Raw genomic sequence first — 25624 nt, 5'->3', positions numbered from 1 at the left:
CCTCTGGATCGCTCAGGTTTGCGCCATCTACTTTGTCGCAAAACTTTGAAAGATACTGATCTTCCCGCAGTTTAGCTTCGCGTATCTGGATCAAACCTGAACGACCATTACAACCAGATTGGGGAGCATTGGTCCTACATTTTTATCGTAAGGTGTTGGCGCGCTTCCCATATGCGAAGCAGTTTATCACCCGCAAACAGGTTGGATTTTTCGCTTTGAAACCCGGTGCCCGCATAGCAGCCGTTATCGAACTTTACGATGGCTGGACCCATAACCGAGATGACGCCGACCGCGTTGTGTCAGGCTATTTCGGATCACGCCGATATATCGGTGGCGGGGATCGTCGTGAAATCAGCGAGCGTTTCTATAATTTGATCCGTCATCAGGCGCGTCTGGGCTGGTGGCTGGCGGAATGCGATTATCAGTTCCAGGACGGTCGTGCGCGCATGATCGCCGATCTGGTGTTGCACGATGGTTTGGCAACCAGCGAAATCGAAGACCGTTTCTGCGGCGAACAATTCTGCCCTGACATTTTGCGTCCGAATGAAAAGCATCTGATCAACAAGCTTTCCGGCAAAACACTTGATCATGATGCGCAGCCCGGTGCGGTAAAGGCTGAATTACCGAAATGGCTTTATACCGAACTGATGAAGCTGCATCACGAGAACCTTGCAGCCGAAATGGCGGCTTATAATCAGCCGGCAAAACTTGATCTGCGTGTGAACCGCCTGCGCGGTACTGTTGAAGATGCGATCAAGTCGCTGAAGGCCGATGGCATCAGGGATATCCAACGCACCCCGTATGCGCCCAATGGCCTTCGTTTGCCGCTTGGTCTGAACATGCTGGTCACTGCCGCCTACAAAGATGGCCTGATCGAAATCCAGGACGAGGCATCGCAGATTTGTGTTCATCTGGTCGATGCCAAGCCGGGCATGACGATTTTGGATATGTGTGCCGGCGGTGGCGGCAAGACGCTTGGCCTTGCGTCGGACATGCGCGGCAAGGGGCGAATTCTTGCCTGTGATACCCATGGCGGTCGTTTGGACAATGCGCGCAAACGTGCACGTCGTGCCGGGGCAGGAGATTGCATCCAACAACGCATCATTGCCGATGAACGTGACAGCTGGCTTCGTAACAAGTCCGGCTTCTTTGATCGGGTTTTGCTGGATGTGCCGTGCTCGGGCCTTGGGACGCTGCGTCGTAACCCGGCACTGCGCTGGCGAATTGGGCAGCGTGACCTGCGTGGCTTGATGGCTGAACAAAGCAAGATCTTGAAGGCCGGTGCCGCGAAGGTAACCAAGGGCGGTCGTCTGATTTATGCGACCTGTTCAATCATGCCCGAGGAAAACGAACGTCTGATCGAGACCTTCATGCGTGATCGCAAGGATTTCAAACCAGTGCCCGTTAGTGAAATCTGGCCGGATGCGCCAAAATCAGTGCCTGTACCGGGTGGCAAGGACAAGCCGTGGCTGCGTCTGTCGCCGAATGTTCATGGCACGGATGGCTTCTTTGTTGCGGTGTTTGAGCGGACGGCAAAAGGCAAGGTAAAGTAATGACACTGGCGGTAATGGCATATGGAACCCAATCCCAGCCTCGCACCGCCCTTGTTCTGCCTGCAAATCAAAAGGCCCTGCGAGTGATGCTCGCAGGGCCGTTTTCGTTTAACGGTGAACGTGCTCAGGCGTTACTCGGTGGTCTGAACCGGCTCGTCAAGGACGCTGTCGGTACTTGTCGGATCGCTAACACCCTTGGAGGCATCACCGTTCTCAAGGTTGTTCATGCCCGGAACAATTTCCTCGACGCTATCGGGGATCAGGCTTTTGGAGTTCTCGCTCGATGCGGAGTCTTCGCTGCCAATGACCGGCAGGGAGGTGCCACCGTCTTTCTGGGTCATGGCGATTGCGGTTGCCGCACCCGCAACCAGAATAAGACCGGCAACGGCCATGGCGATTTTGCTGCCCTTGGAAGTGCTCATGATAAGGTGTCCCTTGCTGTGCTTTATCATAACGTGCTCGTAATTGGACGCGATGTTTCCCGCGTTCCGTTAGCTCGGATACTGCTTGTTCATTGCGTGGAAAAAAGGGATCAATTGTGGGATTTTCTGGGAAGGTTGCGCGCAAATCCGCCGCAATTGTGCACCCGTATCCGCAAGCCCTGGAAAAGTTTTTTGAATGCATCGTCGGGCGACCACCTGCGCCGGGTTGCCCATGACGATGGTTTGGCGTATGTACGGCGCAACCCAATCTTCGACGGAGATACGGCCCGATGACTGATCGCGTGCTGATTATTGATTTTGGATCCCAGGTCACCCAGCTGATTGCACGTCGCGTGCGCGAAAGCGGTGTCTATAGCGAGATCCATCCTTTTAACAACATCTCGGACGCGTTCCTGGATGAATATGCCCCCAAGGCGGTCATTCTTTCGGGTGGCCCGGCATCTGTCCATTGGGACAAAGCCCCTTCGGCACCGGCAAAGGTGTTTGAGCTTGGCATTCCGGTTCTGGGCATCTGCTATGGTCAGCAGACCATGGTCAATCAGTTGGGCGGAAAGGTTTCGACCTCTGATCATCGTGAATTCGGTCGTGCCTTTGTCGACGTGATCGAAGATTGCGATCTTTTCAAAGGTGTCTGGGCCGAGGGTGCCCGCGAACAGGTTTGGATGAGCCACGGCGACCGCGTTGATGCGCTGCCTGATGGCTTCCGCGTGGTTGGCAAATCCGATGGTGCGCCATTCGCCGCCATCGCGAATGACGACAAGAAATTCTATGCCGTGCAGTTTCACCCGGAAGTGGTGCATACCCCGCATGGTGCACAGCTTCTCAAGAACTTCACCCATGGTGTTGCCGGGTGTTCTGGCGACTGGACCATGAATGCATATAAAGACGATGCGATTGACAAGATCCGCAAACAGGTTGGTGATGGCAAGGTCATCTGTGGTCTGTCGGGCGGTGTTGACAGTTCCGTCACGGCGGTTCTGATCCACGAAGCGATTGGCGATCAGCTGACCTGCGTGTTCGTTGATCATGGTTTCATGCGCGCTGGCGAGGCTGACCAGGTCGTTACGCTGTTCCGTGATCACTACAACATTCCGCTGGTGCATGTGGATGCGTCGGAAACCTTCATCGGTGCCATCGAAGGCGAAACCGACCCCGAAGTAAAACGCAAAACCATTGGCCGTCTGTTCATCGAAGTGTTTGAACAAGAAGCCAAGAAAATTGGTGGTGCGGACTTCCTTGCACAGGGCACGCTCTATCCGGACGTGATTGAAAGTGTGTCCTTCACGGGCGGCCCGTCGGTCACCATCAAGTCGCACCACAATGTTGGTGGCCTTCCGGAACGCATGAACATGAAGCTGGTTGAACCGCTTCGCGAACTGTTCAAGGACGAAGTCCGTGATTTGGGCCGTGAACTCGGCCTGCCTGACAGCTTCGTTGGCCGCCATCCGTTCCCGGGGCCGGGCCTTGCCATCCGTATCCCGGGCCAGCCGATCACACGTGACAAGCTTGATGTGCTCCGCAAGGCTGATGCGATCTATCTCGAAGAGATCCGCAATGCCGGTCTTTATGACGCCATCTGGCAGGCATTCGCCGTTCTGTTGCCAGTCCGCACCGTCGGCGTCATGGGCGATGGTCGTACATACGATTATGCGTGCGCCTTGCGTGCGGTGACCTCAACCGACGGCATGACAGCCGACTTCTTCCCGTTCCCCCCGGAACTGCTTGGCCGAATCGCCAACCGCATCATCAACGAAGTCAACGGCATCAACCGCGTGACCTACGACTTCACGTCCAAACCACCCGGAACCATCGAGTGGGAATAAGTTCTCGTTGATCTGGACCTTTTCAAAAGCCAGAGCCTTATAAGGCCCTGGCTTTTGCTTGACTTTTTGCTCTCATGACCAAAAGAAAGCTGATAAATAAGAACCTTCTTTTTTCGATTGTAGTTGTTTGTGATGCCTAAACGTTTTGAGTATGATGCGGACAGATGAGAAGCTCCGAGCAGGTTAATCGATTGTTGTTCAAGCGTGTTCTCTTTCTGGGATATGGTCGGGAGCAAACTTCACTTATTGATGTATTGTCTGAAGCTGGTTGCCAAGTCGATCACTCAGGTGACCCGATACAAATGGTCGACCATGATCTGATTATCAGTTTTGGATATCGCCATATTATAAGGAAGAGCACGCTTGCTCGCATCAATTGTCCGATTATTAATCTCCATATTTCCTATCTCCCATACAACAAAGGTGCTCATCCGGGGTTTTGGTGTTTTTTCGATGGTACGCCTCCTGGAGTCACCATACACCTGATTGATGACGGTCTTGATACTGGGCCTATTCTTTATCAGAGAAAGGTATCCTTCGACGCCGAAGAAGCCACGTTTGCAGATGCACATAAGCGTCTGATTGCGGAGATTGAGAATCTTTTCATAAGCCATCTGGATGAACTTCTCGCTGGAGAGTGGACAGCCGTTCCGCAGTTGGGGGAAGGGACAAAACACTATGTCAAGGATTTGCCTCCAGATTTCTCTGGCTGGAACAGTCAAATAAAGTCAGAAATTGCAAGGTTGCGGAAAATTATTGAGGAATAAAATGACAGCAACAAACGTTTGCATCAACGGACGAGAGATTTCCCGATCAACAAAGCCATACGTGATCGCCGAAGTTTCGGCAAATCATAATGGTTCTCTAAAGCGCGCATTGGAAACGATCAAAGCCGCCAAAGAGTCTGGGGTCGACGCGGTCAAGATCCAGACGTACACGCCGGATACTATGACAATCCGGAGCGACAAAAAGGATTTCCAAATTAACGACGGTTTGTGGAAGGGCCGTACGCTTTATGATTTGTATGGTGAGGCCTATACTCCGTATGAATGGCATGCAGAAATGTTTGCGTACGCGCGTAAGATCGGGGTCACGCTCTTCTCATCGCCATTTGACGAAACGGCGGTCGATCTTTTGGAGGAACTTGGGACTCCTGCATATAAGGTTGCATCATTCGAGCTTATTGACCTGCCGTTGATCGAATATATTGCTAAGAAAAAGAAGCCGATGCTGATGTCAACTGGAATGGCAAGCCTAGAGGAAATTGGCGAAGCTATTGAAACAGCACGTTCGAACGGTTGTAATCAGTTGGCCATTTTTCACTGTATTAGCAGCTACCCAGCTCCGATTGAGCAAGCCAACATCAGTATAATTCCTTTCCTGAGAAATGAATTTGGTGTTGAGGTTGGCTTGTCTGACCATACCTTGGGTAATGTTGCGAGTATTGTTGCAACGACAATTGGCGCATCTGTTATCGAGAAGCATTTTACACTCGATCGGTCAGAAGGTGGCGTTGATAGTGCCTTTTCACTCGAACCGGATGAAATGAGAGGATTAGTAAATTCTACTGGCGAGGCATTCGCAGCGCTTGGCAACGGTGATTTTAAGAGGGCGCAATCAGAGACGGAAAACATGGTTTTCAGAAGGTCGCTATATTTTGTTCAAGACCTCAAAAAAGGCGAGACGATCACCACCACCAACGTTCGCAGAATTCGACCAGGTTTTGGCTTGTCACCCAAATATTTGCCGGAAATAATTGGTGCCAGGCTAAAGGAAGATGTGGAAGTTGGCGAACGTGTTAATTTCGAAAAAATTGTGCTTCCAAGAAATGAAGGGTGATTCAAGAAATTCAACTGCGGTCGTAGTTCTCGCGCATTTGATGGGGCGCAACGGAGAGCTTGGTGAGGAGACCGGAAAGCGTGTGGAAGCCGCTGTGTCGCTTTTCCATGAATTGGCCGCTAGTCACATCATTACTACCGGATGGGACTATCGAGAAGATTCGGACTTGATCATTGCTGAAGTGATCAGAGACTACCTTGTCAGTAAATATTGTCTTGATGCAAACTCCATTCTCTCTGATGTCAATTCAAGAGATACGGTAGGTGATGCTTATTTCGTCAAACGTAACATCGTTGGCAAAATGGGTTTCAACCGGCTGGTTGTTGTGACCAGTGAATACCATGTCAGTCGTACAAGAGAGATATTCGAAAGATTCTATTTGCCGAAGGTAGATGTCGATGTTTTCGGCGTTGATGTACCAAATAACTATGATAGCTCGGTTGCCGCGCATGAACTTGCCTCACTGCAGGCGTTCAGAGAAACATTCGATGGAGTTGACTTCTCTTCGGATCAAGATATCTACACGGCCCTTTCGACAAAGCACCCCTTCTACAATGGCGAAGTGCACCCTAGAATAACCTAGGAGTTGATGGTCTGTGCGGTCATTTTCCGTGTGTTCACAGTTCTTCAAGTGCACAACTATGACGTTTCTCTTTTCGGAAATTTGAAGTTGGCTTGTTTTCTTTGCGACTTAAAGGGGTAAACATTCGAGATGTCAACTGAATTGGTTTACAGTAGAGACAGCCGGTCGAAAGCAATTATGTTTGGGTGAATATTTTGAGTAAAACGTGTCTTGTCATTGGAGCTGACTCGTCTGTTGGACGTGCTCTTGTTGAACACTACGTTCTTGCTGGATACCAGGTGATCGGTACGACCCGAAGACTTGCGGATCCAACCAGTGAAAATCATTTGTACGTCGACTTGGAAAATGCGGGAAGCGTAAAAGCGCTGGCTGACAAAGTCGAAACGATAGACGTGTTAATATTCTGCATTGGTGCGCTTCCGGGAAAAGATCTTCAGCATTACTCAGATGAAGATTTGCAAGAAGTTTTTCATGCAAATGTTATCATTGTAATTAAGGCCTTAAGACATTTGCAGAGTTACCTGAATGCACACGGAGCTGTGCTTTTTATAGGGTCTATCGCGGGCTCTGCTGGAAGCTACGATGAAGCCTACTCAGCATCTAAGGCTGCCCTTGTCGGACTGACGAAATCGTTGGCAAAAAAATCTCAAAATGGGGTTCGTTTTAACTGCATAGCGCCGGGGCTTATTGAAGGTTCGACGATGTTTGAAGGCTTTGCCGAAGGCGAAATCGAGAAGCATGTGCAACAAACACCAGTTGGGAAACTGATAGCTTTGGAAGATTTGGTGAAGATTTGTTTTGATATTTCGCAGCCGCATTGGGCCTCATTAAATGGGCAGGTAATTGATATAAATGGCGGGCGTTATGTCTGAGCAAGTGAGTACAGATGTCGTCATTATCGGCGGTGGTGTCTTTGGTTGTTTGTCTGCAATCGAAATTGCCAAGAAGGGCTTCAGCGTTGTGTTGCTCGAAAAGAATACCGACTTGATGCTGGCTGCTACGCTCAATAACCAAAACAGGTTGCATTTAGGATATCATTATCCTCGGGATGTTGAGACCGCCATTCAGTGCCAGCGTGGGTTCGACGATTTCTATAAATCCTACAAAAACTGCATTCTGGACGGGTTTGACAACGCTTACTTTATCAGTGCGCTGGATAGTAAAGTCGATTTCGTTGAATATGCTGCCTTCTGTGATCGAGCCTCACTCCCTTTCCGTGAGTTAAACCTCGCCGACTTTTGCGAGCCAGTCCTCAATGTAGAAGGTGGCATCTTAACAGGCGAAGTTGTTTATGACTCAAAACTCCTTCGCGCTGAGGTTCTGGAAGAGCTGTTGAAGAATAATGTTGAAGTAAGATGCAATCACAATGTCGATCGCGTCTTGGAGATCTCGTCAGGATTTGCGGTATTTTGTGATGGAAAACAACTGACGGCACGTGCGATCGTTAATTGTACTTACGCAAACTTCAGTTCCTTTAATAAGGACCTTGGCCTAGCAGTAACGAACCTTCAATATGAACTTACTGTTGTTCCCGTTGTACGCTGGCGAAAGGGAATGCCGCCAATTGGCATTACGGTGATGGATGGTCCATTTTTCACCGTGCTTCCCTTTGGCAAGACTGGGAGCTATTTGCTCTATCATGTAGAGCATACTGTTCTTCAAACGGTTGTCGGTGAGAGTTATCCTAATGAATGGTCACAGCCAAAGAATATTGTTGGTGAAGCTGAGGCGCGTAAAGTATTTGAGGCAATGGTTGAATCTTCTTCGAAATGGTTGCCGAGCATAAAAAATGCAGAATTCGTGAACTATTTGGCCACGGTGCGTGTCGTTTTTGCAAACTCTGAAGAAACTGATAGACGACCGTCGGTGATTGAAAAGCAACAAACATCCGCTCCGTTTTATAGCGTATTTTCAGGAAAGATTGACCATTCGATCTGGGTGTCGCAGGATGTTGCTCAACATATTGAGAGAGACCTTGGAGAGCCCGCTTTTAATGGCACCCAATGAACTCTAATGGCTAGGTTGGCAACAGAATGATTGATTGAACGGCGCATTTCATCTATCGGACGCGCCGTTCTCTTTTGCAAGATGCCAACTGTCTACTGTTGGAGCGCCTTTCCGCAAACTGACCGCAAACATCCATGCTCGTAGCCCATCGTGCCCGCACAAACATTAGTGAACGTAAGGCTTCCTCCGCCAGCGCCACGGTCAAGCCCGGATCTTAAACATTGCGTGATCAGTATTGCCTTAGTCTAGCAACAGTAGTCGATACCATCATTGTATGGCATTGTAGATTTTGAAAATGGTGGACCATGCTGTTTTCAGTTTGGCCCGGTTCGGAAGAACATATGTATTTTGCCCGAGACAGGCGGCGGATAGTCACATGAGCGATGAAGACTTTTCTTTTCAAACCACGCGAGACCCGGCTTTTTCGATAAAGTCTGAAGATGACGTCCAGACCTTCAATGGTAGCTGGTACCGTGGTGAGTCGACAAATTTCATTCCTTCAAAAAAGATGCTGCGTGCAGACAGCGCATTCCGGCGCTTTATCATCAAGGGTTATGAACCGCCCGCTGCATTCATCGATAAATCAACTGTCGTCACCGCCTTTGGAAGCTGCTTTGCACAAAATATTTCCAAGTGGCTGATCAAGAACGACTACAATGTTCTGGGAAAGAAGCTAAGCCTGAATTCCCATATCATCCGATTTGGCGAGGGACTGGTGAATACCTATGCCATCCTCGAACAACTTGAATGGGCATTTGAAAACAAAAGTCTTCAGGAAGGTCTTTGGTTCGGAGAAAACAAGGAAATCGTTCTTCCCGATGAAGAAGTCCGCTTGGAAACCAAGAAGCTTCTGATGAAGACCGAAACGCTGATCATCACGGTTGGTCTCTCAGAAGTCTGGTTTGACAAGGTTTCCGGGCGGGCATTCTGGCGGTCCATCCCGGCTGACAATTTTGATAGCGAACGGCATGGGTTCCGTCTGACAACCGTCGAAGAAAATCGCGACAACCTTGAAAAGATCGTCAAGCTTCGCGATGCCTATATGCCGGATTGCAAAATCATTTTCACACTGTCGCCCATTCCACTGATGGCAACTTTCCGTGACATTAACTGCATTTCGGCCAACACGGTGTCAAAGTCGATCTTGCGCATTGCGCTGGATGATCTGATGAGCCAGAAACACGACAAGGTATATTACTTCCCGTCCTACGAACTGATCAAGGAAGTGTATCCTGATCCATTTGTAGATGATAATCGGCATCCGAAAAAAGAATACATCGACGACATCATGCAACTCTTTGCACGTGCATACTGTAGTGAGTAATTGGCCTCTATCGGTTGTCAGGCCCATTCGAACCACAATCCCCCGACGCGTTACACGCGTTTGACAGTGCCTGTTGCACGCTGCGCTGCCAGTTAAATGTCAGGCAGGATGACAGCGACAGTACGGCGACAAACGTCATGATCACGCGAAGGGGGCGCATGGCTTCGATGCCTTACTTTTCTGCTCGAAGGGCCGGGAGGCCGACACCTGTGGTCTCAAACCCGCCATCGGCCGCGACGATTTGTCCGGTGACGAAGCTTGCCTTGTCGGAGCACAGGAAGTGTATCACTTCGGCGATTTCGTTTTCTGTGCCATAGCGGCCCAGCGGCATGGCGTCGAGATAGGCAGAGATGATTTCTGGCGAATGCACGGCCATGGCGAGTTTGGTTTTGACTGGGCCGGGGCAAACGCAATTGGAGCGGATGCCAAATTCGCCAAGTTCGGCAGCCTGCTGTTTGGTCATGTGAATAACAGCCGCCTTTGATGTGCCATAGGCAACCCGGAGTGTTGATGCACGAAGGCCCGAGATCGAGCCGATATTCACAATCGCACCCTTGGTTTCCTTGAGTGCTGGTATGGTCGCCTGCGAGACAAGGAAGACACCATCAAGATTGGTTTCCATGATGCGGCGCCAGGTGGCGAAGCTGGTTTCCTCGACCGGCAGGAAGTCGGCAACACCGGCATTGTTTACGACGGCATCGATCCGTCCAAAGGCCGAAAGCACCGCATCGACCATCTGGTTAACCTGTGCGGGGTCTGAGACGTCATACTCAAAGGCCGAGGCCGCATCCAACACGGCTTTTGACGCAGCGTTTAGTTCGGGTCCGTCGCGATCAATCATGGCGACTTTCCAGCCCTGATCGATAAACAGTTTGGTGGTGGCAAGTCCGATCCCGCGTGCGGCGCCGGTGACCAGTGCGACTTTCTGCGTCATGTAAAACGTCCTTTCCTGAAGCATTCCCTGTTGCCGCTGCTTTGTGCGCGGCATTGTTGGTATGCATTTAGGCAAAACTAAGGACGGCCGGCAAGCATGGGATCAATCGCCAGCGTAAATGATCGCGGTAACCTATGCCAAAAACAGTTGGGATGCGTAAACCAGCATGGAAAACAGGCTGACGAAATAGGCAATTGAACGTACGCCATTGATGCCCGGAAGCCGGGTAATGCCGGCAAGATAAAACCCGCCATGTGCAATGCGTGCTGCAAGGAATATGGCGGCGCAGACAGCGGTAACAGTATTGGAGACACCGATGGCATGTGCAGTCAGAACGATAATCGCAAAGGGAACAAGGTTTTCCAGATGGTTTTGATGGGCCCGCGCCCCGCGTGCGGCCATGCCGGTCCGTTCGGGCAGGGAATCACGGTTGCCCATGAGGCGTTTGCTCCCAACACCGGGCTGCTTGGCGTAGGCATAGTTACAGGCCCACGGGAAAGCCAGGCAGAGCAGCGCGTTGAGAACCAGAATGGTTAATTCATAAGTCACTGGAAATCCTGATTTTGAGGACGGTATCTGATTTACGTTGTCAAAGCAGTCGATAGATCAGTCATGGCGACCTTTAAGCCCTGGATGATAAACGATTTCGTGGTGCCAGATCGTATGATTTTATAGTGCCAAACTATCTTTTGGCTCCATCCCCACTTGTCGCCGTCATGCTTGTTGTCTAGCGTCAGCACAACAATATGAGCATCCAGTTGTTGTAATCAGGTATGCCACCATATCAGGAAACCGTTCCGGGACGTTCAGTGCATTTCGAATAAGGGGCTAAGGCGTTGGAGAACATTCAGGACGAGGCCCGTGTGGTCATTATCGGCGGTGGTGTGATTGGTTGTTCGGTCGCCTATCACCTGACCAAACTTGGCTGGAAAGATGTTGTCTTGCTCGAACGCAAGGAACTGACATCTGGTACCACATGGCATGCGGCGGGCCTGATTGCCCAGTTGCGCGCAACCGCCAACATGACCCGCCTTGCCAAATACTCTCAGGAACTATACGGCACGCTTGAAGATGAAACCGGGGTCGCTACAGGCTTCAAACGCGTTGGTGCCATCACCGTCGCCCTGACGGAGGATCGCAAGAAAGAACTGTTTCGCCAGGCTGCCATGGCCCGTGCCTTCGGGGTGGAGATTGAAGAAATCTCGCCAGCTGAGGTCGGGGAACGCTATCCGCATGTCAATCTGGATGGGGTGACCGCAGGCGTGTATTTGCCCAAGGACGGGCAGGGCGATCCGGGGAATATCGCGTTGTCACTGGCGCGCGGTGCGACCAAACGCGGTGCGAAAATCCATAGCCGCACCAAAGTCACCGGTATGCGCAAACAGGGATCGCGCATCACAGCCGTTTCCTGGCAATCCGAGGATGGTGATCAGGGTGAAATCGCCTGCGACATGGTGGTTAACTGTGCCGGTATGTGGGCGCGCGATGTCGGCAAGATGGCCGGGGTCAATGTGCCGCTACATGCGTGCGAGCATTATTACATCGTCACCGATAATGTTCCCGATCTCGGTGATCTGCCGGTTTTGCGTGTGCCCGATGAGTGCGCCTATTACAAGGAAGACGCCGGTAAGATCCTGCTCGGCATGTTCGAGCCTAAGGCAAAGCCGTGGGGCATGGACGGCATTCCCGACAGTTTCGAATTTGATGAACTGCCCGCAGATTTCGAACATTTCGAACCGATCCTTGAACTGGCGATTAATCGCCTGCCACTTTTGGGGCAAACCGGCATTCATACCTTCTTTAATGGCCCTGAGAGCTTCACGCCCGATGATGCCTATCACCTTGGTCTGGCGCCGGACATGGATAATGTCTGGGTGGCGGCAGGGTTCAATTCCATCGGCATTCAATCGGCCGGTGGGGCGGGGATGGCATTGGCGCAATGGATGGAAGACGGCGAAAAGCCGTTTGATCTTGGTGATGTCGATATCGCCCGCATGCAGCCTTTTCAGGGCAACAAGACCTATCTGACTGAACGTGTGTCAGAAACGTTGGGCTTGCTGTATGCCGATCACTATCCATTCCGGCAAAAGGCAACGTCACGTGGCATTCGTCGCTCGCCCCTGCATGAACATCTGGCACGAAACGGCGCGGTCTTTGGTGAGCTAGCAGGCTGGGAACGCGCCAACTGGTTTGCCAACCCCGGCCAGAAACCGGAATATGAGTATAACTGGAAACATCCCAACTGGTTTGACAATGCCAAAGCAGAGCATTTGGCGATCCGAACCGGGGTTGGTCTTTACGACATGTCATCCTTCGGCAAAATCCGGATCGATGGCCCGGATGCGACCGCCTTCCTCAACTACATCTGTGGTGGGGAAATGAACGTTCCGGTTGGCAAGATTGTTTATACCCAGTTTCTCAATGCGCGGGGTGGTATAGAGGCTGATGTGACCATCACCCGACTTTCGGAGCTGGCGTATCTTGTCGTCACACCGGCGGCAACGCGGCTGGCTGATGAAACGTGGATGCGTCGCCATATTGGTGATTATTTGGTCGTCATCACAGATGTTACAGCAGGCGAGGCAGTGCTGGCCGTCATGGGGCCGAAATCGCGTGATTTGTTATCCACTGTATCGCCCAACGATTTCTCAAGTGTGGCCAATCCGTTTGGCACGGCACAGGAAATCGAAATCGGCATGGGGATCGCGCGTGCACATCGTGTTTCCTATGTCGGGGAACTCGGATGGGAAATCTATGTCAGTTCCGACATGGCTGCCCATGTGTTTGAAACACTACTGGCGGCTGGCGAAGACCATGGCCTGAAATTATGTGGTTTGCATATGATGGATGGGTGCCGGATCGAAAAGGGCTTTCGTCACTTTGGTCATGACATCACCTGCGAGGATCATGTGCTTGAAGCCGGACTTGGCTTTGCGGTTAAAACCGACAAGCCGGATTTCGTTGGCCGAGACGCCGTGCTTGCCAAGCGTGAAACTGGTTTGACGCGTCGGATAGTGCAATTCCGCCTGAATGATCCTGAACCGCTTCTGTTCCACAACGAACCGATCCTGCGCGACGGCAAGATCGTCGGTCATCTGACATCAGGGGCCTATGGTCATCATGTCGGAGCGGCTGTCGGGATGGGCTATATTGGATGCGCGGGCGAAACGGCCAGCGACATTCTGGCATCAAGTTACAGCATCGATGTCGCTGGAACAGTGGTTGGTGCCGAAGCATCCTTGCGGCCGTTCTACGACCCGTCCGGGGATCGGACGAAGTCGTAAAACGGCCGCAACTGGCGAGTTATGGTGCTCGGCTTGCGTGGGTTGGTCGGGCACTAATCTGGTTGAAACTCCAAAAGGTCACCGGGTTGGCAATCAAGCTCCTTGCAAATGGCAGCCAGCGTTTCAAATCGCACACCGCGGACTTTGCCGGACTTCAGAAGCGACAGGTTCTGTTCGCTAATTCCGATCCGTGCGGCGAGGTCCTTGGACTTCATCTTGCGGGTGGCCAGCATGACGTCCAGCCGAACGATAATGGCCATCAGACGAAACTCCGGTTTTCGTCATCAATGCGGGCTGCTTCGCCCAGTACCCACGCAATGACAATGATCAGTCCGCCCAGAAACAACGTGCTGGCCTCGGCATTACTCAGCCCGATTGACAGAACCCGTTCACCGGCCGGGCGGTGGAAAGTCGCAAGCACCGAGGTGGCAGCACCGGTCAGTGGTTTGGTCAGGGTTTGCGCCAGAAGGGCAAAGCCAAATGCTTTGAGATGGCGGATCGGCTCCGTCTGGAAAATGGCGTTATGTGCAAAGGCGCCAAACATCTTGCGCAGGCGATACAGGCCATAGGCCAGAACAAGTGACGGGATCATCATCACTGCCATGGTGACGTATTTCTGCCAGCCTGACAGCGCGTGCAGATCGGCAATGCTGACGGTCATTTGACTGGTGCTGGCTTCGACCCAGCCTGGTGCGTACCAGACCAGTGGCACGACCAGGATCTGAAAAATGATGGCCATCGCGCAGACCCAGTAAAGAAGGGTGCTGATGGTGCGGACATTTTTAAGCGTGCTGGCTGTTTGTGGGGCGGTCATCTGTGGGGCTCCTGAATGGATCAATTTCGAATCAAGTCATTTAATTCATGTAAAACATGAATAAATTATCGAAATGAGTCAATCTTCATTGTTTGCGATCTGTCAAAAACAGTCGCGATTTGCGCAAATGTCCATGTGTCGCTTGCGTTGTGCGGGCAGGCATGGAAAATAGTCCCCATGTCTGAAAGCAAAACAAAACCCCGCACACCCGTTACAGAAATCGATGCTGATGATTGTCAGGAATGCGATACAGCTGCCCGTCTTGGTCTGAGCTCCGAGCAGGGTGAAGCTGTTACCCGTGATGCTTCACGGGTGGTCGGCGCACAACTGTCGTTGCCCGATGTAGAGGCGGCAGCAAAGATTTTTGCGCTTTTGGGCGATGCCGGACGCTTGCAGCTTGTTTTGCGCTGCATGGAAAAGCCTCAGACTGTATCGGAATTGGCAGAGGCGACGAACATGTCGCAATCGCTTTGCAGCCATCATCTGCGCCATTTGCGTGATCAGCGCATTTTGGCATCCGAGCGACGCGGGCGGCACATCCTTTATCAGATCGATGATGATCATATCTCGCGCGTGGTGCGCGATACCTTTGCGCATGTGACACACGACTAATTGGTTCGACATTCAAATATTCATTTGAATGTCCTTGACAGAACCATACCTGCAAAATAGGTTTGCCTTAACATATGAATGAATATTTGATTGTTTGAGGTGATGGATGTCTTTCATCGCGAAATGGTCGGACCTGCCAACTGTGGGTTCCTGTGCGCATTGTCGTGAAAGCGTTATTGATGCACTGACGCAGGCGATGCCGCATCAGAGCTTTTCTGATGACGGGCAGGGGATATCTGTCCCGGCCCAACTGGGTGACGATGACCGCGCCACCTTTACGAAAATTCTCAAGGACCATGAAAAGGGCGTTGTCCATTACCAATGGCATGTCTCGGGTATGGATTGCGGGTCTTGTGTCGCGAAGATCGAAACCGCGCTAGGCCGCATGGATGGTGTTGCCTGTGTTGATGTTTCGATGATGCGTGAAAGCGTGACGTTGGGCTTTGCTGCTGCCAAGGCTGACCAGAACCAGTCTGTCTCGCCGACCCTTGGTAAGCTTGGTTATCCGGCAGAACAGATAGGCACCTCCGTTGGTGCGAAAACATCCTGCGGGACGTCCTGTTGCGGCGGGAAAACTGTGGATGACGTGAGTGCGGCTGACAAGCCCACACCGACACAAGGCCTGTTGCGCCGCCTGCTTCCATGGTCTTCAGAGAATGACGAGATTGCGTTTGCTACAATCTGTCTTGCGTTGGGGGGGCTGATTGGTGTGGTCGTCCCGGCAGCGGCACCATATGCCATGTCGGTGGCGTCCCTTTTGGCAGCGCTGCCCGTGATGAAAAAGGCGGTCCGTCTGGCGCAAAGCGGGGCGATATTCTCGATCGAGCTTTTGATGTCGGTTGCCGTTATCGGTGCGGTGGCGATTGGCGAAAGCCTTGAGGCCGGGATGGTTGTGTTGCTGTTTGCCATTGGTGAACGCCTCGAAGGTGTTGCTGCGGGGCGGGCACGAAGCGGCGTTAAGGCACTGATGAAGCTGGCGCCGGAGACTGCGCGAAGGGTCGCAGGCAACGGGTTTGAGACCGTTTCTCCAAACCAGCTTGCAATCAGCGATGTCATTGAAGTGCGCCCCGGCGAGCGTGTGCCATCCGATGGCGTGATCGAAGCCGGTGCGGCGGAGATCGATAACAGTCACCTGACAGGTGAATCCGTTCCCGTTTATAGCGAAGTCGGCGCGGAAGTCTTTGCCGGTGCCATCGTAACAGACAGCCCGGTAAGGATTTCTGTCACCCGGGCCGCCGGGCATACGATGCTGGACCGCGTGATTGAGCTGGTTGAGCAAAGCGAAAAGCACAAGGCGCCTGTTGAACGGTTTGTTGCCAAGTTTGCCCGCATCTATACCCCGATCATTATGGGCCTTGCCCTGGCGACGGTCGTAATCCCGCCGTTGCTGTTTGGCCAAGGCTGGGAAGAATGGATTTATCGTGGTTTGGCCCTGCTTCTGATTGGCTGCCCGTGTGCCTTGGTGATCTCGACACCGGCGGCTGTTACGTCGGCACTGGCGCGGGCGACAAAGATCGGCCTTCTGGTCAAGGGCGGAGCCGGGTTGGAGCTGATTGGTGCTGTGCGTACCTTGGCATTTGACAAGACAGGTACACTGACCGAGGGCAAACCCAAACTTGGTGCCATAAAGGCTGCACCAGGATATGGCGAGAATGGCATTTTGACGATTGCCGCAACACTTGAGACCGTCACATCACATCCGCTGGCGCGTGCTGTTGTTGAAGCTGCCGAAAACCGCAATCTGGATCTTCCCGTGCTTGAGCAGGCCAGAACCATCGCAGGTGCCGGTGTGGAAGGTCGCATTGACGGCGCCTTGTACCAGATCGGTGCGGCCAAGCGCCTGAACGGCGTGCCCGATGGTGAAATGAACGACTGGCTTGCCTCGCAAGAAGATGACGGCAGCACCGCCGTTGTGGTCCTGAAGGACGGGGAGGTCATTGGTGCATTGGCCTTGCGCGATGTTGCGCGCAGTGATGCGAAGAGTGCGCTTGCCGAACTTAAAAAGCTCAACATCATGCCTGTTATGTTAACGGGTGACGCGGATCGGGTTGCCAAACGCATGGCCATGGAGCTTGGCATGGAGTATCGCGCCGAACTGATGCCCGAAGACAAACTGAACGCCTTGGCAGAACTGCGGGATGATCCGAAACGATCAGGCCCCGTGGCGATGGTCGGTGACGGCATCAACGATGCCCCGGCACTGAAATCCGCCGATGTTGGTATCGCGATTGGCGGGGGGACCGATATCGCCCTTGAGGCCGCCGATGCGGTGGCAGTAAAGGATCGCTTGGGTGATGTGGTTAATCTGGTGAAGTTGTCGCGTGCAGCACGCCGGGTGATCCGTGAAAACATCACGATTGCCTTGGGGCTCAAGGCGGTCTTTCTGGTGACATCCATCACCGGTCTGACCGGACTCTGGCTTGCCGTTCTGGCCGACACCGGGGCGACGGTTCTGGTGACGATCAATTCGCTGAGATTGTTGATTGCCTTGCGCAAGGCATAGGTCACAAAGAACGCAGGCAACAACAAATAAAGCCCGGCATGATGCCGGGCTTTTGCTTTGATATTGTTTTGTCCCGGCGCTTAAAGGTCTGCCATCATCTCAGATGGAATGATGGCACCGCGGTGGGTGATGACCTTGCTGGCGAGCTTGTGTCCGGCAAGTGTTGCTGTCACGCCGTTCTGTCCCTTGAGCAAGCCTGCCATAAAGCCTGCATTAAAACTGTCACCGGCGGCCGTCGTATCTATCGGGATGACCGGATCCGGGATCGGGACGTGTCGGGTTTCCCCGTCTTCATAAAGCATGCAACCTTGCTCTCCCTGTTTGACGACAATCAGGGCAGGACCCAGCTTGGCAATCCGGTTCACGGTGTCTTGTGCCGTTTCATCGCCCCAAAGAAGCTGTTCATCATCAAACGTCGGCATCATGACATCAGCAAGGGCGGTGATGCGTGCGTATGTCTTACGCGCCTGTTCTTCCTTGTCAGACCAAAGCTTGGGCCGGAAATTGCCATCAAAGGCGATCTTGCCACCCTTGTCTTTGTGGGACTGAAGTGTCTGGAACAGAGGCGTCGTGTCATCTTCAAGTACATGCAAGCTGATCCCGGAAAGATACAGCCATGGCGCATCTTCAAGTGCCTTTAGGTAGGCCGGGCTTGCCAGTGAAATCATCTTGCGTGCGGCCGACTGATTGCGCCAGTAGTGGAAAAAGCGTTCGCCATCCGCCCGGTTGGTGATCGAATAAAGTCCGGTATTTGCCGTATCCGTGCTGATCAGGAATTCATCGCTGACGCGGTTGGCTTTCAGCACAGACCGGATCTGTTCCCCAAACGGGTCTTCACCGACGGCAGAGGCAAAAGCGCACCTGATCCCAAGTCGGGCGAGATAAACCGCAGTATTAAACGTATCACCGCCAACCTTGACGCTTGCATCACCGGTCGGGTCGAATGAAATTTCGCCCATGGCTTCGCCAATGCAAATGACATCAACAGACATCACAAAACTCCCTGAGGTGAACTAGCGCAGCTTGCCACGTGCGGCGACCGCCATTTCTGTCATTTCGCCGTTCTGATCCTTGATCCAGATGGTCGGAAACAGGTTGGTCACGACGCAGATATGATTGGGGATGATCGAAATCACGTCACCGACCGCCGGGTCCCAGTCACTGTCACCAAGCTCGACGATGCCATGTTCCTCGGACAGGCTGACAATTGACGCATCCGGTGCTTCGCGAACCATGCCAAAACCCTCCAGGCCGAGCAGGTCGGAACTCAGCGCCTTTGATCCGGCATCAATGATGGCACGGGTTTTCGTCGGGCGGGAAACCACGGTGGTCTTGACGACCGCGGCACAGTTTTCAACACCACATGCGCTACGCGCAATCAGGGACCGGTCATTGTAAATGTAGGTCCCGGCGCGGTGTTCAGTTGCGTGATCAAATGCGGGCAGGGCGTCCAGGTTTGGCGTGCCACCGGTCGAAACAACAGGGCATGACAGCCCAGCGTCCTCAAGACGTTGTTTGGCATCACTCAGCCACTTATCGATGTTGTCTGCATGGTCCATCGGTGGATAGGTCATCAGGCCACCAAATCTCAGTCCGGGCAGCTCATTGATCATGGATGCCAGTTCGCTGGCATCCGCGGGGCTTTGCACGCCACACCGTCCGGCACCGGTGTCGCATTCCACAAGTACGGTCAATTCGGCGTCTTCATTGGCAAAGCGCGCCGATAAACCCTTTGCGACGGTCAGATTGTCACAGGTGACCGACAGCGTGCATTTGCGTGCCAGTGCCGCCAAACGATCAAGTTTGGCATCACCGATGACGTTGTAGGTCAGCAAAATGTCGCGCAGTCCCCCTTCAACCATAACCTCGGCCTCGCCGATCTTCTGACAGGTGATGCCGATTGCCCCAGCCTCAATCTGTCGTTTGGCAAAAAACGGCAGTTTGTGCGTTTTGATGTGCGGTCGTGTCTTTAGGCCAGCTGCGTCCGCAAGGTTTTGGAAACGCGCAATGTTTTCGTCAACAACGGGCAGGTCAATAACAAGGCAGGGGGTGTCGAGCATGCTGGTTCCTGGTTGGTTTGAGTTTGGCGCTCTCAGCTTTTTGCAAAACGAAATTGACATATCCTGAACCCCGTTGCTAGGGTAAATCCGAAATAACGGCAGACATTCCGTTATAACGGAAATAAACAATGTGGTTCCCATCGATTTTGCGAAAAATCGGGATGTCCCCATGGGCGCTTCGATAGATCCGCGAGGATGGCGAAAGCGACGTTCCTGAGGATGTCGCATTCAATGAAGGTTTCGATCAATTGGGAACCCGGGAGCGTGCATGTCTTTCTTGCAACTCCCGAAATTTTGAAAGCAGGAAAAATTACGATGACGATTAAAAGACACGGTGTTGGCGAAGGTAAGGGCAACGGGCAGAAGGCATTGCCATTTGCCAAGGCAACCGAGGCGGACGGCTGGCTTTATGTGTCCGGACAAACTCCGATGCGTGACGGTGAAGTTGTCGGCAACGGCATTGTCGAACAGTCCCGCATTGCGATCGAAAACATGATCAAGATTGTCGAAGATGCCGGTTACAGCACTGCTGACATCATGCGCATTGGTGTCTGGCTTGATGACGCGCGTGATTTCTGGTCCTTCAATGGCGTGTTCGAGGAATATTTCGGCGAAAATCCCCCGGCGCGTGCCTGCGTGCAGTCCTCGATGGTTGTCGACTGCAAAGTAGAAGTCGACTGCATCGCCTTTTGTAAGGCATAACAGTCTGCAATTATTGCGCTAAGACGTTAAATGAGGGGTTTATGACGGAACAGCAGATACGAAAGCGCGCGCGCGGCATTGATCGCGCGTTCGATATTCTGGACCATCTGCGCGATGTCAGAACCTCTCAGCGTCCTGCCGAGATTGCCCAGGCTTTGGGCGCGCCGACCTCGACGGTTTATGATCTGATTGGCACGCTGATTGATCATGGCATGCTTGAAGTGACCGATGCCAATGGCTCGGTCTTTTTGGGGCGGCGGGTTTATTTCCTTGGTCTTGCCTATCGTGACTATTTCGATCTGACCCGGCAGGCAGCCGGGGTGCTTGACGAAATTACGGCGAGTACCAACGAAACCTCCCAATTTTGCATGTTGGACGGCAACAAGTATACCGTGGCCCTGCAACGCGAAGGCAGCCGCCCGTTTCGCATTTCTGCCGATGTTGGGGAGCGTACGGCAATTCCCTGGACGGCATCTGGAAGGCTGTTGCTAGGCCATCTTGATGATCAGGAAATTCGCGATCTGATTCCCGCCGAAGATTTTATCCTGCCCGACGGAAGTCAAATGGATATTGATGGTTATATCGCCGAAATCCGCCGTGCCCATAAAGAACGCTTTTTTTCGTTCGACAGCATTGTGGACACCTTCACCCATTGCTTTGCCGCACCGGTCTATAATCAAAGCGGTATCTGTTCTGCCACGCTGTGTATTGTCGCGCCCAAGGACGACGCGCGCGAAAACTATGCACAGTACAAGAACGCCCTTCAGGCGGCAGCTGACAAGCTTTCCAAAACTGCCTGAACACAGATGGCATATATCTGCAACGCGTCACCCGGATTAATCGTCCGGGTGTTTTTGTTTCTGCGTCAGTGTGTTGATGACGTATTTTGCCTGAAAAGAGAAAGCGGCGGTTATCGTTTCCCGCATCGATAACCACCGCATTTCCACCTTGAGAGGCCTATGGGGAGAGAGGACCCATAGGTCTGAGAGACAAGCCGCTTGGGGATAAGTGCGAATGGGTTGCATTCGCGGGCTGTGTCGAGACCCGTTATAGGTAAGAAAAAATATCAACGCAAGTGAAAATCGTTCTCATTTGCGAAAAACTTTTGGTTGATGCCTTTCTGATATAAATATCCCGACAAAAACAGTTGGTTAATCGCGGCGCTTATGCCCGGATTTCCGCGATATTCAGATGTCGGAAATAGAAAAACCCGCAGTGTTTGTGCGGGTTTTGAATGGTTTTATCGTCGGATTTGTTCAGGCAATGATCCGCCGTAAATGATTGTCCCAGTGTTGCGATTTCAAGGAATCGTCGGGCAGTTCAACCCGTTTGCGACGAATCGCATCCAACCGCCAGCCATTGCCAAGGCCGCTGGTGCCAACAAATTCACCGGCCCGATCCGTTGCGGCAAGTCCGCAACCATCCGGGGCGGCGATGTGGGTCAGGAAGTCATTGGTTCGGGCATCCCAGAAGGTCACAAGCCCGCCGCGCGGACAGGAAATGCCAAATACCTGGCCCGATGCATCAAATCGCACCGACCCGCAATATTGCCGCATGCGGTACTGAACCGTATCCGGGGCCTCTATCGGGCGGATATCTGATCCCGGGTGCCAAATGCCGACAAGTGGCACCTGATCGGTCAGATCACCTTGATACTGGAAGCCTGCGGCAATCGTGCCATTCGATGCGACATCGAGATGGCGGATCGAAAGTTTGTGCCAGTCATGTTTCAGCGCTGCCTGATGAACAAGCTTGCCAGTGCGCCGATCGATGATCGACAGGTTTGGTTGCATCGAGCTGATATTAAGTGGTGTGCGCCCGTCCTGATCGGGGTGGGTGTGCAACCCGCCATTGGCAATCACCAGATGTTCGCCATCCGGCATCAGATGCAATTCATGCGGGCCGGTGCCAAAGCTATCGAATTCCGCCACCCGGCGATAGCCATCCTTCGCATCCCAGACGGAAACCACCCCGCGGGCATGATCAAAGTCGTTTTCTGTGATGTAAAGATAACGGCCGTCATTGGAATAGATCGCATGGCCATAAAACCGGCGGTCTTCCGGGCAATGCAGTTTGGCGCGAACATCCCCCGTATGGCGATCCAGGATCAGGCCATAAAGCCCCGGACGGCGTTCAACCGCTGCCACATCAGCATGGTCGGGGCGAAGGCCGATGTCGTGACCACGGCCGGGCAGGGGCTGTTCAAACAGAATTTTGCCCGACGCATTGAACGCGCTGACATAATAATCGCCATGATCCCCGGCACTGGCAGAGATATAAACCGCGCGGTCTTCGGGGTTTGGCGTGGTTGCCGCACGGGCAAGTCCCACCGGTAACAGGGTGAACGCCCCGCCTACACCCATAAGCTTCAGAAAGGAACGACGTTGAGTTTCCATCTTTGATCTCCTGCGCCCTGTGCCTTAGTCACCATCAAGGGCGTTAAAGCCGCCGCCAAGCTGGGTGTTGCCGCCCACATCGTTCTCAACAAGCGTGGTCAGGAATTCGATTTGCCCCTTAAGGTCTGTTAGCGTCTCATAGCCATCCGGCTGTTCCAGAACCTCGGTGACCGAGGGGGGTAGCTTGGCAACGCTGTCACCGACTGTTTGCCAGTTAAGACGGAAGGACCGATCCAGCAGGCTGTTTTCAATCAAGGCCGCCAGACCCTTGCCTTCTTCACCGATGTCGCCCCATTTGCCGTCATAGATCGCAAACAGGCCAATCAGGTTATGCTCAATATTGCGAAGTGAACGCTTCGAAAGCGGGCTTTCGGCGCGGCTTGCGCGTGCATCTTCGGCATTCTCGCCAAGCGGGCGGGCAAGCTTCTGTGTCGAGATGATCAAAAGGCCTTCGTGAAGGGCACGATACAGATCGGTCGCGGCAAACTTGGCAGTGGGATAATCCATGCTGTCCGGGCCAGCATTTTCCATGGCAGTGGCGAATGCAGGCCATTCTTCCTGCAATTCAGCCGATAGGGTACCAAGGTTGGTGGCAATCGCGGTGCCATATTGGCACAGGAACACGCCATCTTCATCAGCGGCAATCATCTGGTCGCCGTGATCATCGGCAAAAAGGACTTCCTCAAGCGCCGGGAATCCTTGAAGTGCTGCACTGGCACCGGCAAGCTTTTCGGGATCGGTATAGGCCGCTGGTTTGTCAAACATCAGTTTGCGGAACTGACGGGCCGCCGTGCCATGTTTGTCCGGCCAGTATTCGATATGCTGATCACGGCCGTTCGCAACCAGCGGCCCCATCCGCCAAGGCTGGATTTCCTGCCAGATATCCATCGCGGCGTGAAAGGCGGTTTGGGCGTCCTCAAGTCCGCCCGCATCCGGGTCAGAACAGAAATTCTCGAAGTCCTGTGTCAGTGTCTCGGTTGACGCATGAAATTCATCCAGTTTGGGGGGCATGACGGTGCCCAGCAAATGTGCCAAAACCGCTTGATAGTTTTCATCGGGGATATCGGCATGGGCACCGGGGCTTGCCAGACCAAAAGCCATTGCTGTCGTGGTCGAAAGCAGCAAACTGCGCCAGTTGGGTTTGAAGATCATATCACGTTTCCCGATATCCACTTGGTTGATGTCGTGTTCTGCAAGGTGTAGCGCATCACAATGATTTCAGAAACGCCAGCAACTGACTGCGCTCTGACGGTGGCATCCTTGTGACAGCATCGCGCGCGCTTTTGGCCTCGCCACCATGCCACAGGATCGCTTCAAGAATGGTTCTGGCCCGGCCGTCGTGCAGGAAGCGGGCGCGTGGATCAATCTCTTGCGCGCGGCCGATGCCCCAAAGAGGCGGCGTGCGCCATTCAGTGCCGGATGCCTGTGCCTCGGGCCGGTGATCTGCAAGGCCGTCGCCCATGTCATGAAGCAACAAGTCCGTATAGGGCCAGATGATCTGCCCGGACTGTTCGGGCATGTTGGCTCGTTCGGGCAACGCGTAACGCGGCGTATGACAGGATGCGCAGCCGATTGCTGCAAAGATCGTTTCGCCGGCCAGAACATCGGCGTCATTGGCATTCGTGCGGGCCGGCGGGGCGATGTTACGGGCGTAATACAGCACCAGATCGGTCATCACCGAATGGACTTCCAGCCCCTCGAATTCATCATCATTGCCATCGGGTGCTGTAATGCAATCCGTTTGCGCAGTCGTGCAGTCACCGCTGGCATTTGGATAAAGCGGGGTGGAAAGGCCAATATCGAACTGGAATGCATTCTGGTTTTGCTGATCCAGGGTCGGCATGCCAGCCTTCCAGCCAAACCGGCCAATCGCCATTTCTGATTTGGAAATGTCCCAAACCTGATTAAACCGCCCGGAAATGCCGTCGCCGTCGTCATCCTGCGGATCACTGGCCGCCATCAGAGTGCTGTCAGGAATGGCTTCCAGCAGCCCAAGTCCAATCATCGGCGGGGCAAGGCGCGGGGACACCATGATGTCGGGATGCAGTGGCCCATAGGCCAGATCGGTCATTTCATAGGTTGGGTTGCGCAAGGTAACCGTCTCACCCCCGGCCAAGAGAACGTCGGTCGTTGTGTAGGTTACCGTGACCCGCCCCTCGGCCTGAATGCCGGGGATCGAGAAATCCTGAAACTGGCCGCCATAAACCGGGTCGGGAATGGTGGCCTGCTTTCCATCCAGATGATCGCGGAGTTGCGCGGTGGTTTGTGGTGGGATGGACAGGCGTAGCAACATTGATGTTGCCCCGGCGTCGCTATCACTTTCGTCAACCGGATGACCGCGGCCATTTCGGATGTGGCATCCACTGCAGGCGCGTGAATTAAACAGTGGTCCCAAACCGTCTGCCGCCTTGGTCCGGGTCGGGGCGGTAACCCACAATCTTTGAAAAAGGGCTTCACCCAGCTTGAAATCAAGCCGCTTTTCAAAGCTCATGTTGGCTGACTGGTGCATGAAGGCATTGCGCCCCTTTGCCCCGGTCCAGCTTGTTTCGCCGCCGGGCAGGGCAGGGTCACCGATGGTTTGTGCATTGACGGCGATTGGCGCAAGGAGAAAGCCAATTGCCGCCAAGCAGAATGCAGGTGAAAACGAAGATCTCGGTGCGGGACGGTTCATGGAAGTCTTCTAGTTCGGGGTAAAAGCAAACGGCGGGAGACTTCATCCCCCGCCGTTCACAGTCAGTCAGGCAGGT

23 protein-coding genes are annotated in these 25624 nt (G+C 53.2%); 13 read left to right on the top strand and 10 right to left on the bottom strand.

Features of this window, described 5'->3' with window-relative positions:
• Positions 1-215: 215 nt before the first annotated feature.
• The gene (locus AUQ43_RS19300) at positions 216-1553 is read left to right on the top strand and encodes an RsmB/NOP family class I SAM-dependent RNA methyltransferase (RefSeq protein WP_062958076.1); all 1338 of its coding nucleotides are present in this window, start codon (positions 216-218) and stop codon (positions 1551-1553) included.
• Positions 1554-1684: 131 nt separating this feature from the next.
• Here the strand turns inward: AUQ43_RS19300 and AUQ43_RS19295 are convergent, their stop codons facing one another.
• Entirely contained in the window at positions 1685-1975 is a 291-nt protein-coding gene (locus AUQ43_RS19295) for a hypothetical protein (RefSeq protein WP_114129935.1), read from the bottom strand.
• 290 nt (positions 1976-2265) lie between these two features.
• On the opposite strand from AUQ43_RS19295, the gene guaA reads away from it, so the two are divergent.
• From guaA to AUQ43_RS19260, 7 genes are all read left to right on the top strand, one after another.
• Positions 2266-3819: a glutamine-hydrolyzing GMP synthase gene (gene guaA, locus AUQ43_RS19290; RefSeq protein ID WP_062957947.1), complete on the top strand. Its 1554-nt coding sequence runs from the start codon at positions 2266-2268 to the stop codon at positions 3817-3819.
• A gap of 164 nt (positions 3820-3983) precedes the next feature.
• On the top strand, positions 3984-4586 hold the full coding sequence (locus AUQ43_RS19285; protein ID WP_062957946.1) for a formyltransferase family protein: 603 nt from the start codon (positions 3984-3986) through the stop codon (positions 4584-4586).
• A gap of 1 nt (position 4587) precedes the next feature.
• Positions 4588-5658: a pseudaminic acid synthase gene (gene pseI / locus AUQ43_RS19280; RefSeq protein ID WP_062957945.1), complete on the top strand. Its 1071-nt coding sequence runs from the start codon at positions 4588-4590 to the stop codon at positions 5656-5658.
• Positions 5615-6241 carry a YdcF family protein gene (locus AUQ43_RS19275; protein ID WP_232310761.1) on the top strand — a complete coding sequence of 209 codons (627 nt, stop codon included), beginning with the start codon at positions 5615-5617 and terminating at the stop codon, positions 6239-6241. The genes pseI and AUQ43_RS19275 overlap by 44 nt, the downstream gene beginning before the upstream one ends.
• 185 nt (positions 6242-6426) lie before the next feature.
• The gene (locus tag AUQ43_RS19270; RefSeq protein WP_062957943.1) at positions 6427-7113 is read left to right on the top strand and encodes an SDR family NAD(P)-dependent oxidoreductase; all 687 of its coding nucleotides are present in this window, start codon (positions 6427-6429) and stop codon (positions 7111-7113) included.
• Positions 7094-8248: an FAD-dependent oxidoreductase gene (locus tag AUQ43_RS19265; protein WP_062957942.1), complete on the top strand. Its 1155-nt coding sequence runs from the start codon at positions 7094-7096 to the stop codon at positions 8246-8248. The genes AUQ43_RS19270 and AUQ43_RS19265 overlap by 20 nt, the downstream gene beginning before the upstream one ends.
• A 376-nt stretch (positions 8249-8624) precedes the next feature.
• Complete coding sequence (locus AUQ43_RS19260) at positions 8625-9572, top strand: GSCFA domain-containing protein (RefSeq protein ID WP_062957941.1); 948 nt, start codon at positions 8625-8627, stop codon at positions 9570-9572.
• A gap of 172 nt (positions 9573-9744) precedes the next feature.
• Here the strand turns inward: AUQ43_RS19260 and AUQ43_RS19255 are convergent, their stop codons facing one another.
• Positions 9745-10506 carry an SDR family NAD(P)-dependent oxidoreductase gene (locus AUQ43_RS19255; RefSeq protein ID WP_062958075.1) on the bottom strand — a complete coding sequence of 254 codons (762 nt, stop codon included), beginning with the start codon at positions 10504-10506 and terminating at the stop codon, positions 9745-9747.
• A gap of 132 nt (positions 10507-10638) precedes the next feature.
• On the bottom strand, positions 10639-11055 hold the full coding sequence (locus AUQ43_RS19250) for an MAPEG family protein (protein ID WP_062957940.1): 417 nt from the start codon (positions 11053-11055) through the stop codon (positions 10639-10641).
• A gap of 287 nt (positions 11056-11342) precedes the next feature.
• On the opposite strand from AUQ43_RS19250, the gene AUQ43_RS19245 reads away from it, so the two are divergent.
• Positions 11343-13790, top strand: coding sequence for an FAD-dependent oxidoreductase (locus AUQ43_RS19245; protein ID WP_062957939.1), 2448 nt, complete (start codon positions 11343-11345; stop codon positions 13788-13790).
• Between the two features lie 53 nt (positions 13791-13843).
• On the opposite strand, the gene AUQ43_RS19240 is transcribed toward AUQ43_RS19245, so the two are convergent.
• On the bottom strand, positions 13844-14050 hold the full coding sequence (locus AUQ43_RS19240) for a helix-turn-helix transcriptional regulator (RefSeq protein ID WP_062957938.1): 207 nt from the start codon (positions 14048-14050) through the stop codon (positions 13844-13846).
• Positions 14050-14604, bottom strand: a complete 555-nt coding sequence (locus tag AUQ43_RS19235; protein WP_062957937.1) for a DUF2975 domain-containing protein — start codon at positions 14602-14604, stop codon at positions 14050-14052. Before AUQ43_RS19235 ends, AUQ43_RS19240 begins: the two co-directional genes overlap by 1 nt.
• Positions 14605-14781: 177 nt before the next feature.
• On the opposite strand from AUQ43_RS19235, the gene AUQ43_RS19230 reads away from it, so the two are divergent.
• Together AUQ43_RS19230 and AUQ43_RS19225 are read left to right on the top strand one after the other, a co-directional pair.
• Positions 14782-15216 (top strand): helix-turn-helix transcriptional regulator, encoded by a 435-nt coding sequence (locus AUQ43_RS19230; RefSeq protein WP_062957936.1) that lies wholly within the window; start codon positions 14782-14784, stop codon positions 15214-15216.
• Positions 15217-15322: 106 nt separating this feature from the next.
• A complete protein-coding gene (locus tag AUQ43_RS19225) occupies positions 15323-17719 on the top strand; it encodes a heavy metal translocating P-type ATPase (RefSeq protein WP_062957935.1) in 2397 nt (798 codons plus the stop codon).
• A gap of 80 nt (positions 17720-17799) precedes the next feature.
• Here the strand turns inward: AUQ43_RS19225 and AUQ43_RS19220 are convergent, their stop codons facing one another.
• Both AUQ43_RS19220 and AUQ43_RS19215 read right to left on the bottom strand, forming a co-directional pair.
• Positions 17800-18711, bottom strand: coding sequence for a sugar kinase (locus AUQ43_RS19220; protein WP_062957934.1), 912 nt, complete (start codon positions 18709-18711; stop codon positions 17800-17802).
• Between the two features lie 21 nt (positions 18712-18732).
• Positions 18733-19779, bottom strand: coding sequence for a D-TA family PLP-dependent enzyme (locus AUQ43_RS19215; protein WP_062958074.1), 1047 nt, complete (start codon positions 19777-19779; stop codon positions 18733-18735).
• Between the two features lie 315 nt (positions 19780-20094).
• Here AUQ43_RS19215 and AUQ43_RS19210 point away from each other — a divergent pair, with 315 nt between their 5' ends.
• Positions 20095-20481: a RidA family protein gene (locus AUQ43_RS19210; protein ID WP_062958073.1), complete on the top strand. Its 387-nt coding sequence runs from the start codon at positions 20095-20097 to the stop codon at positions 20479-20481.
• 41 nt (positions 20482-20522) lie between these two features.
• Positions 20523-21281 (top strand): IclR family transcriptional regulator, encoded by a 759-nt coding sequence (locus tag AUQ43_RS19205; RefSeq protein ID WP_062957933.1) that lies wholly within the window; start codon positions 20523-20525, stop codon positions 21279-21281.
• 456 nt (positions 21282-21737) lie between these two features.
• On the opposite strand, the gene AUQ43_RS19195 is transcribed toward AUQ43_RS19205, so the two are convergent.
• From AUQ43_RS19195 to AUQ43_RS19185, 3 genes are read right to left on the bottom strand one after another with little or no spacing between them, the layout of a single operon-like run.
• Positions 21738-22877, bottom strand: a complete 1140-nt coding sequence (locus AUQ43_RS19195) for a DUF1513 domain-containing protein (protein WP_062957931.1) — start codon at positions 22875-22877, stop codon at positions 21738-21740.
• Positions 22878-22901: 24 nt separating this feature from the next.
• Entirely contained in the window at positions 22902-24029 is a 1128-nt protein-coding gene (locus AUQ43_RS19190; RefSeq protein WP_062957930.1) for an imelysin family protein, read from the bottom strand.
• A 55-nt stretch (positions 24030-24084) separates the two neighbouring features.
• Positions 24085-25548 carry a di-heme oxidoredictase family protein gene (locus tag AUQ43_RS19185; protein ID WP_062957929.1) on the bottom strand — a complete coding sequence of 488 codons (1464 nt, stop codon included), beginning with the start codon at positions 25546-25548 and terminating at the stop codon, positions 24085-24087.
• Between the last annotated feature and the right edge of the window lie 76 nt (positions 25549-25624).

It is taken from the genome of Thalassospira sp. MCCC 1A01148, from assembly GCF_001613795.1.
Taxonomy (GTDB): Bacteria; Pseudomonadota; Alphaproteobacteria; order Rhodospirillales; family Thalassospiraceae; genus Thalassospira.
This window is presented reverse-complemented; position numbering and strand designations above follow the sequence as displayed.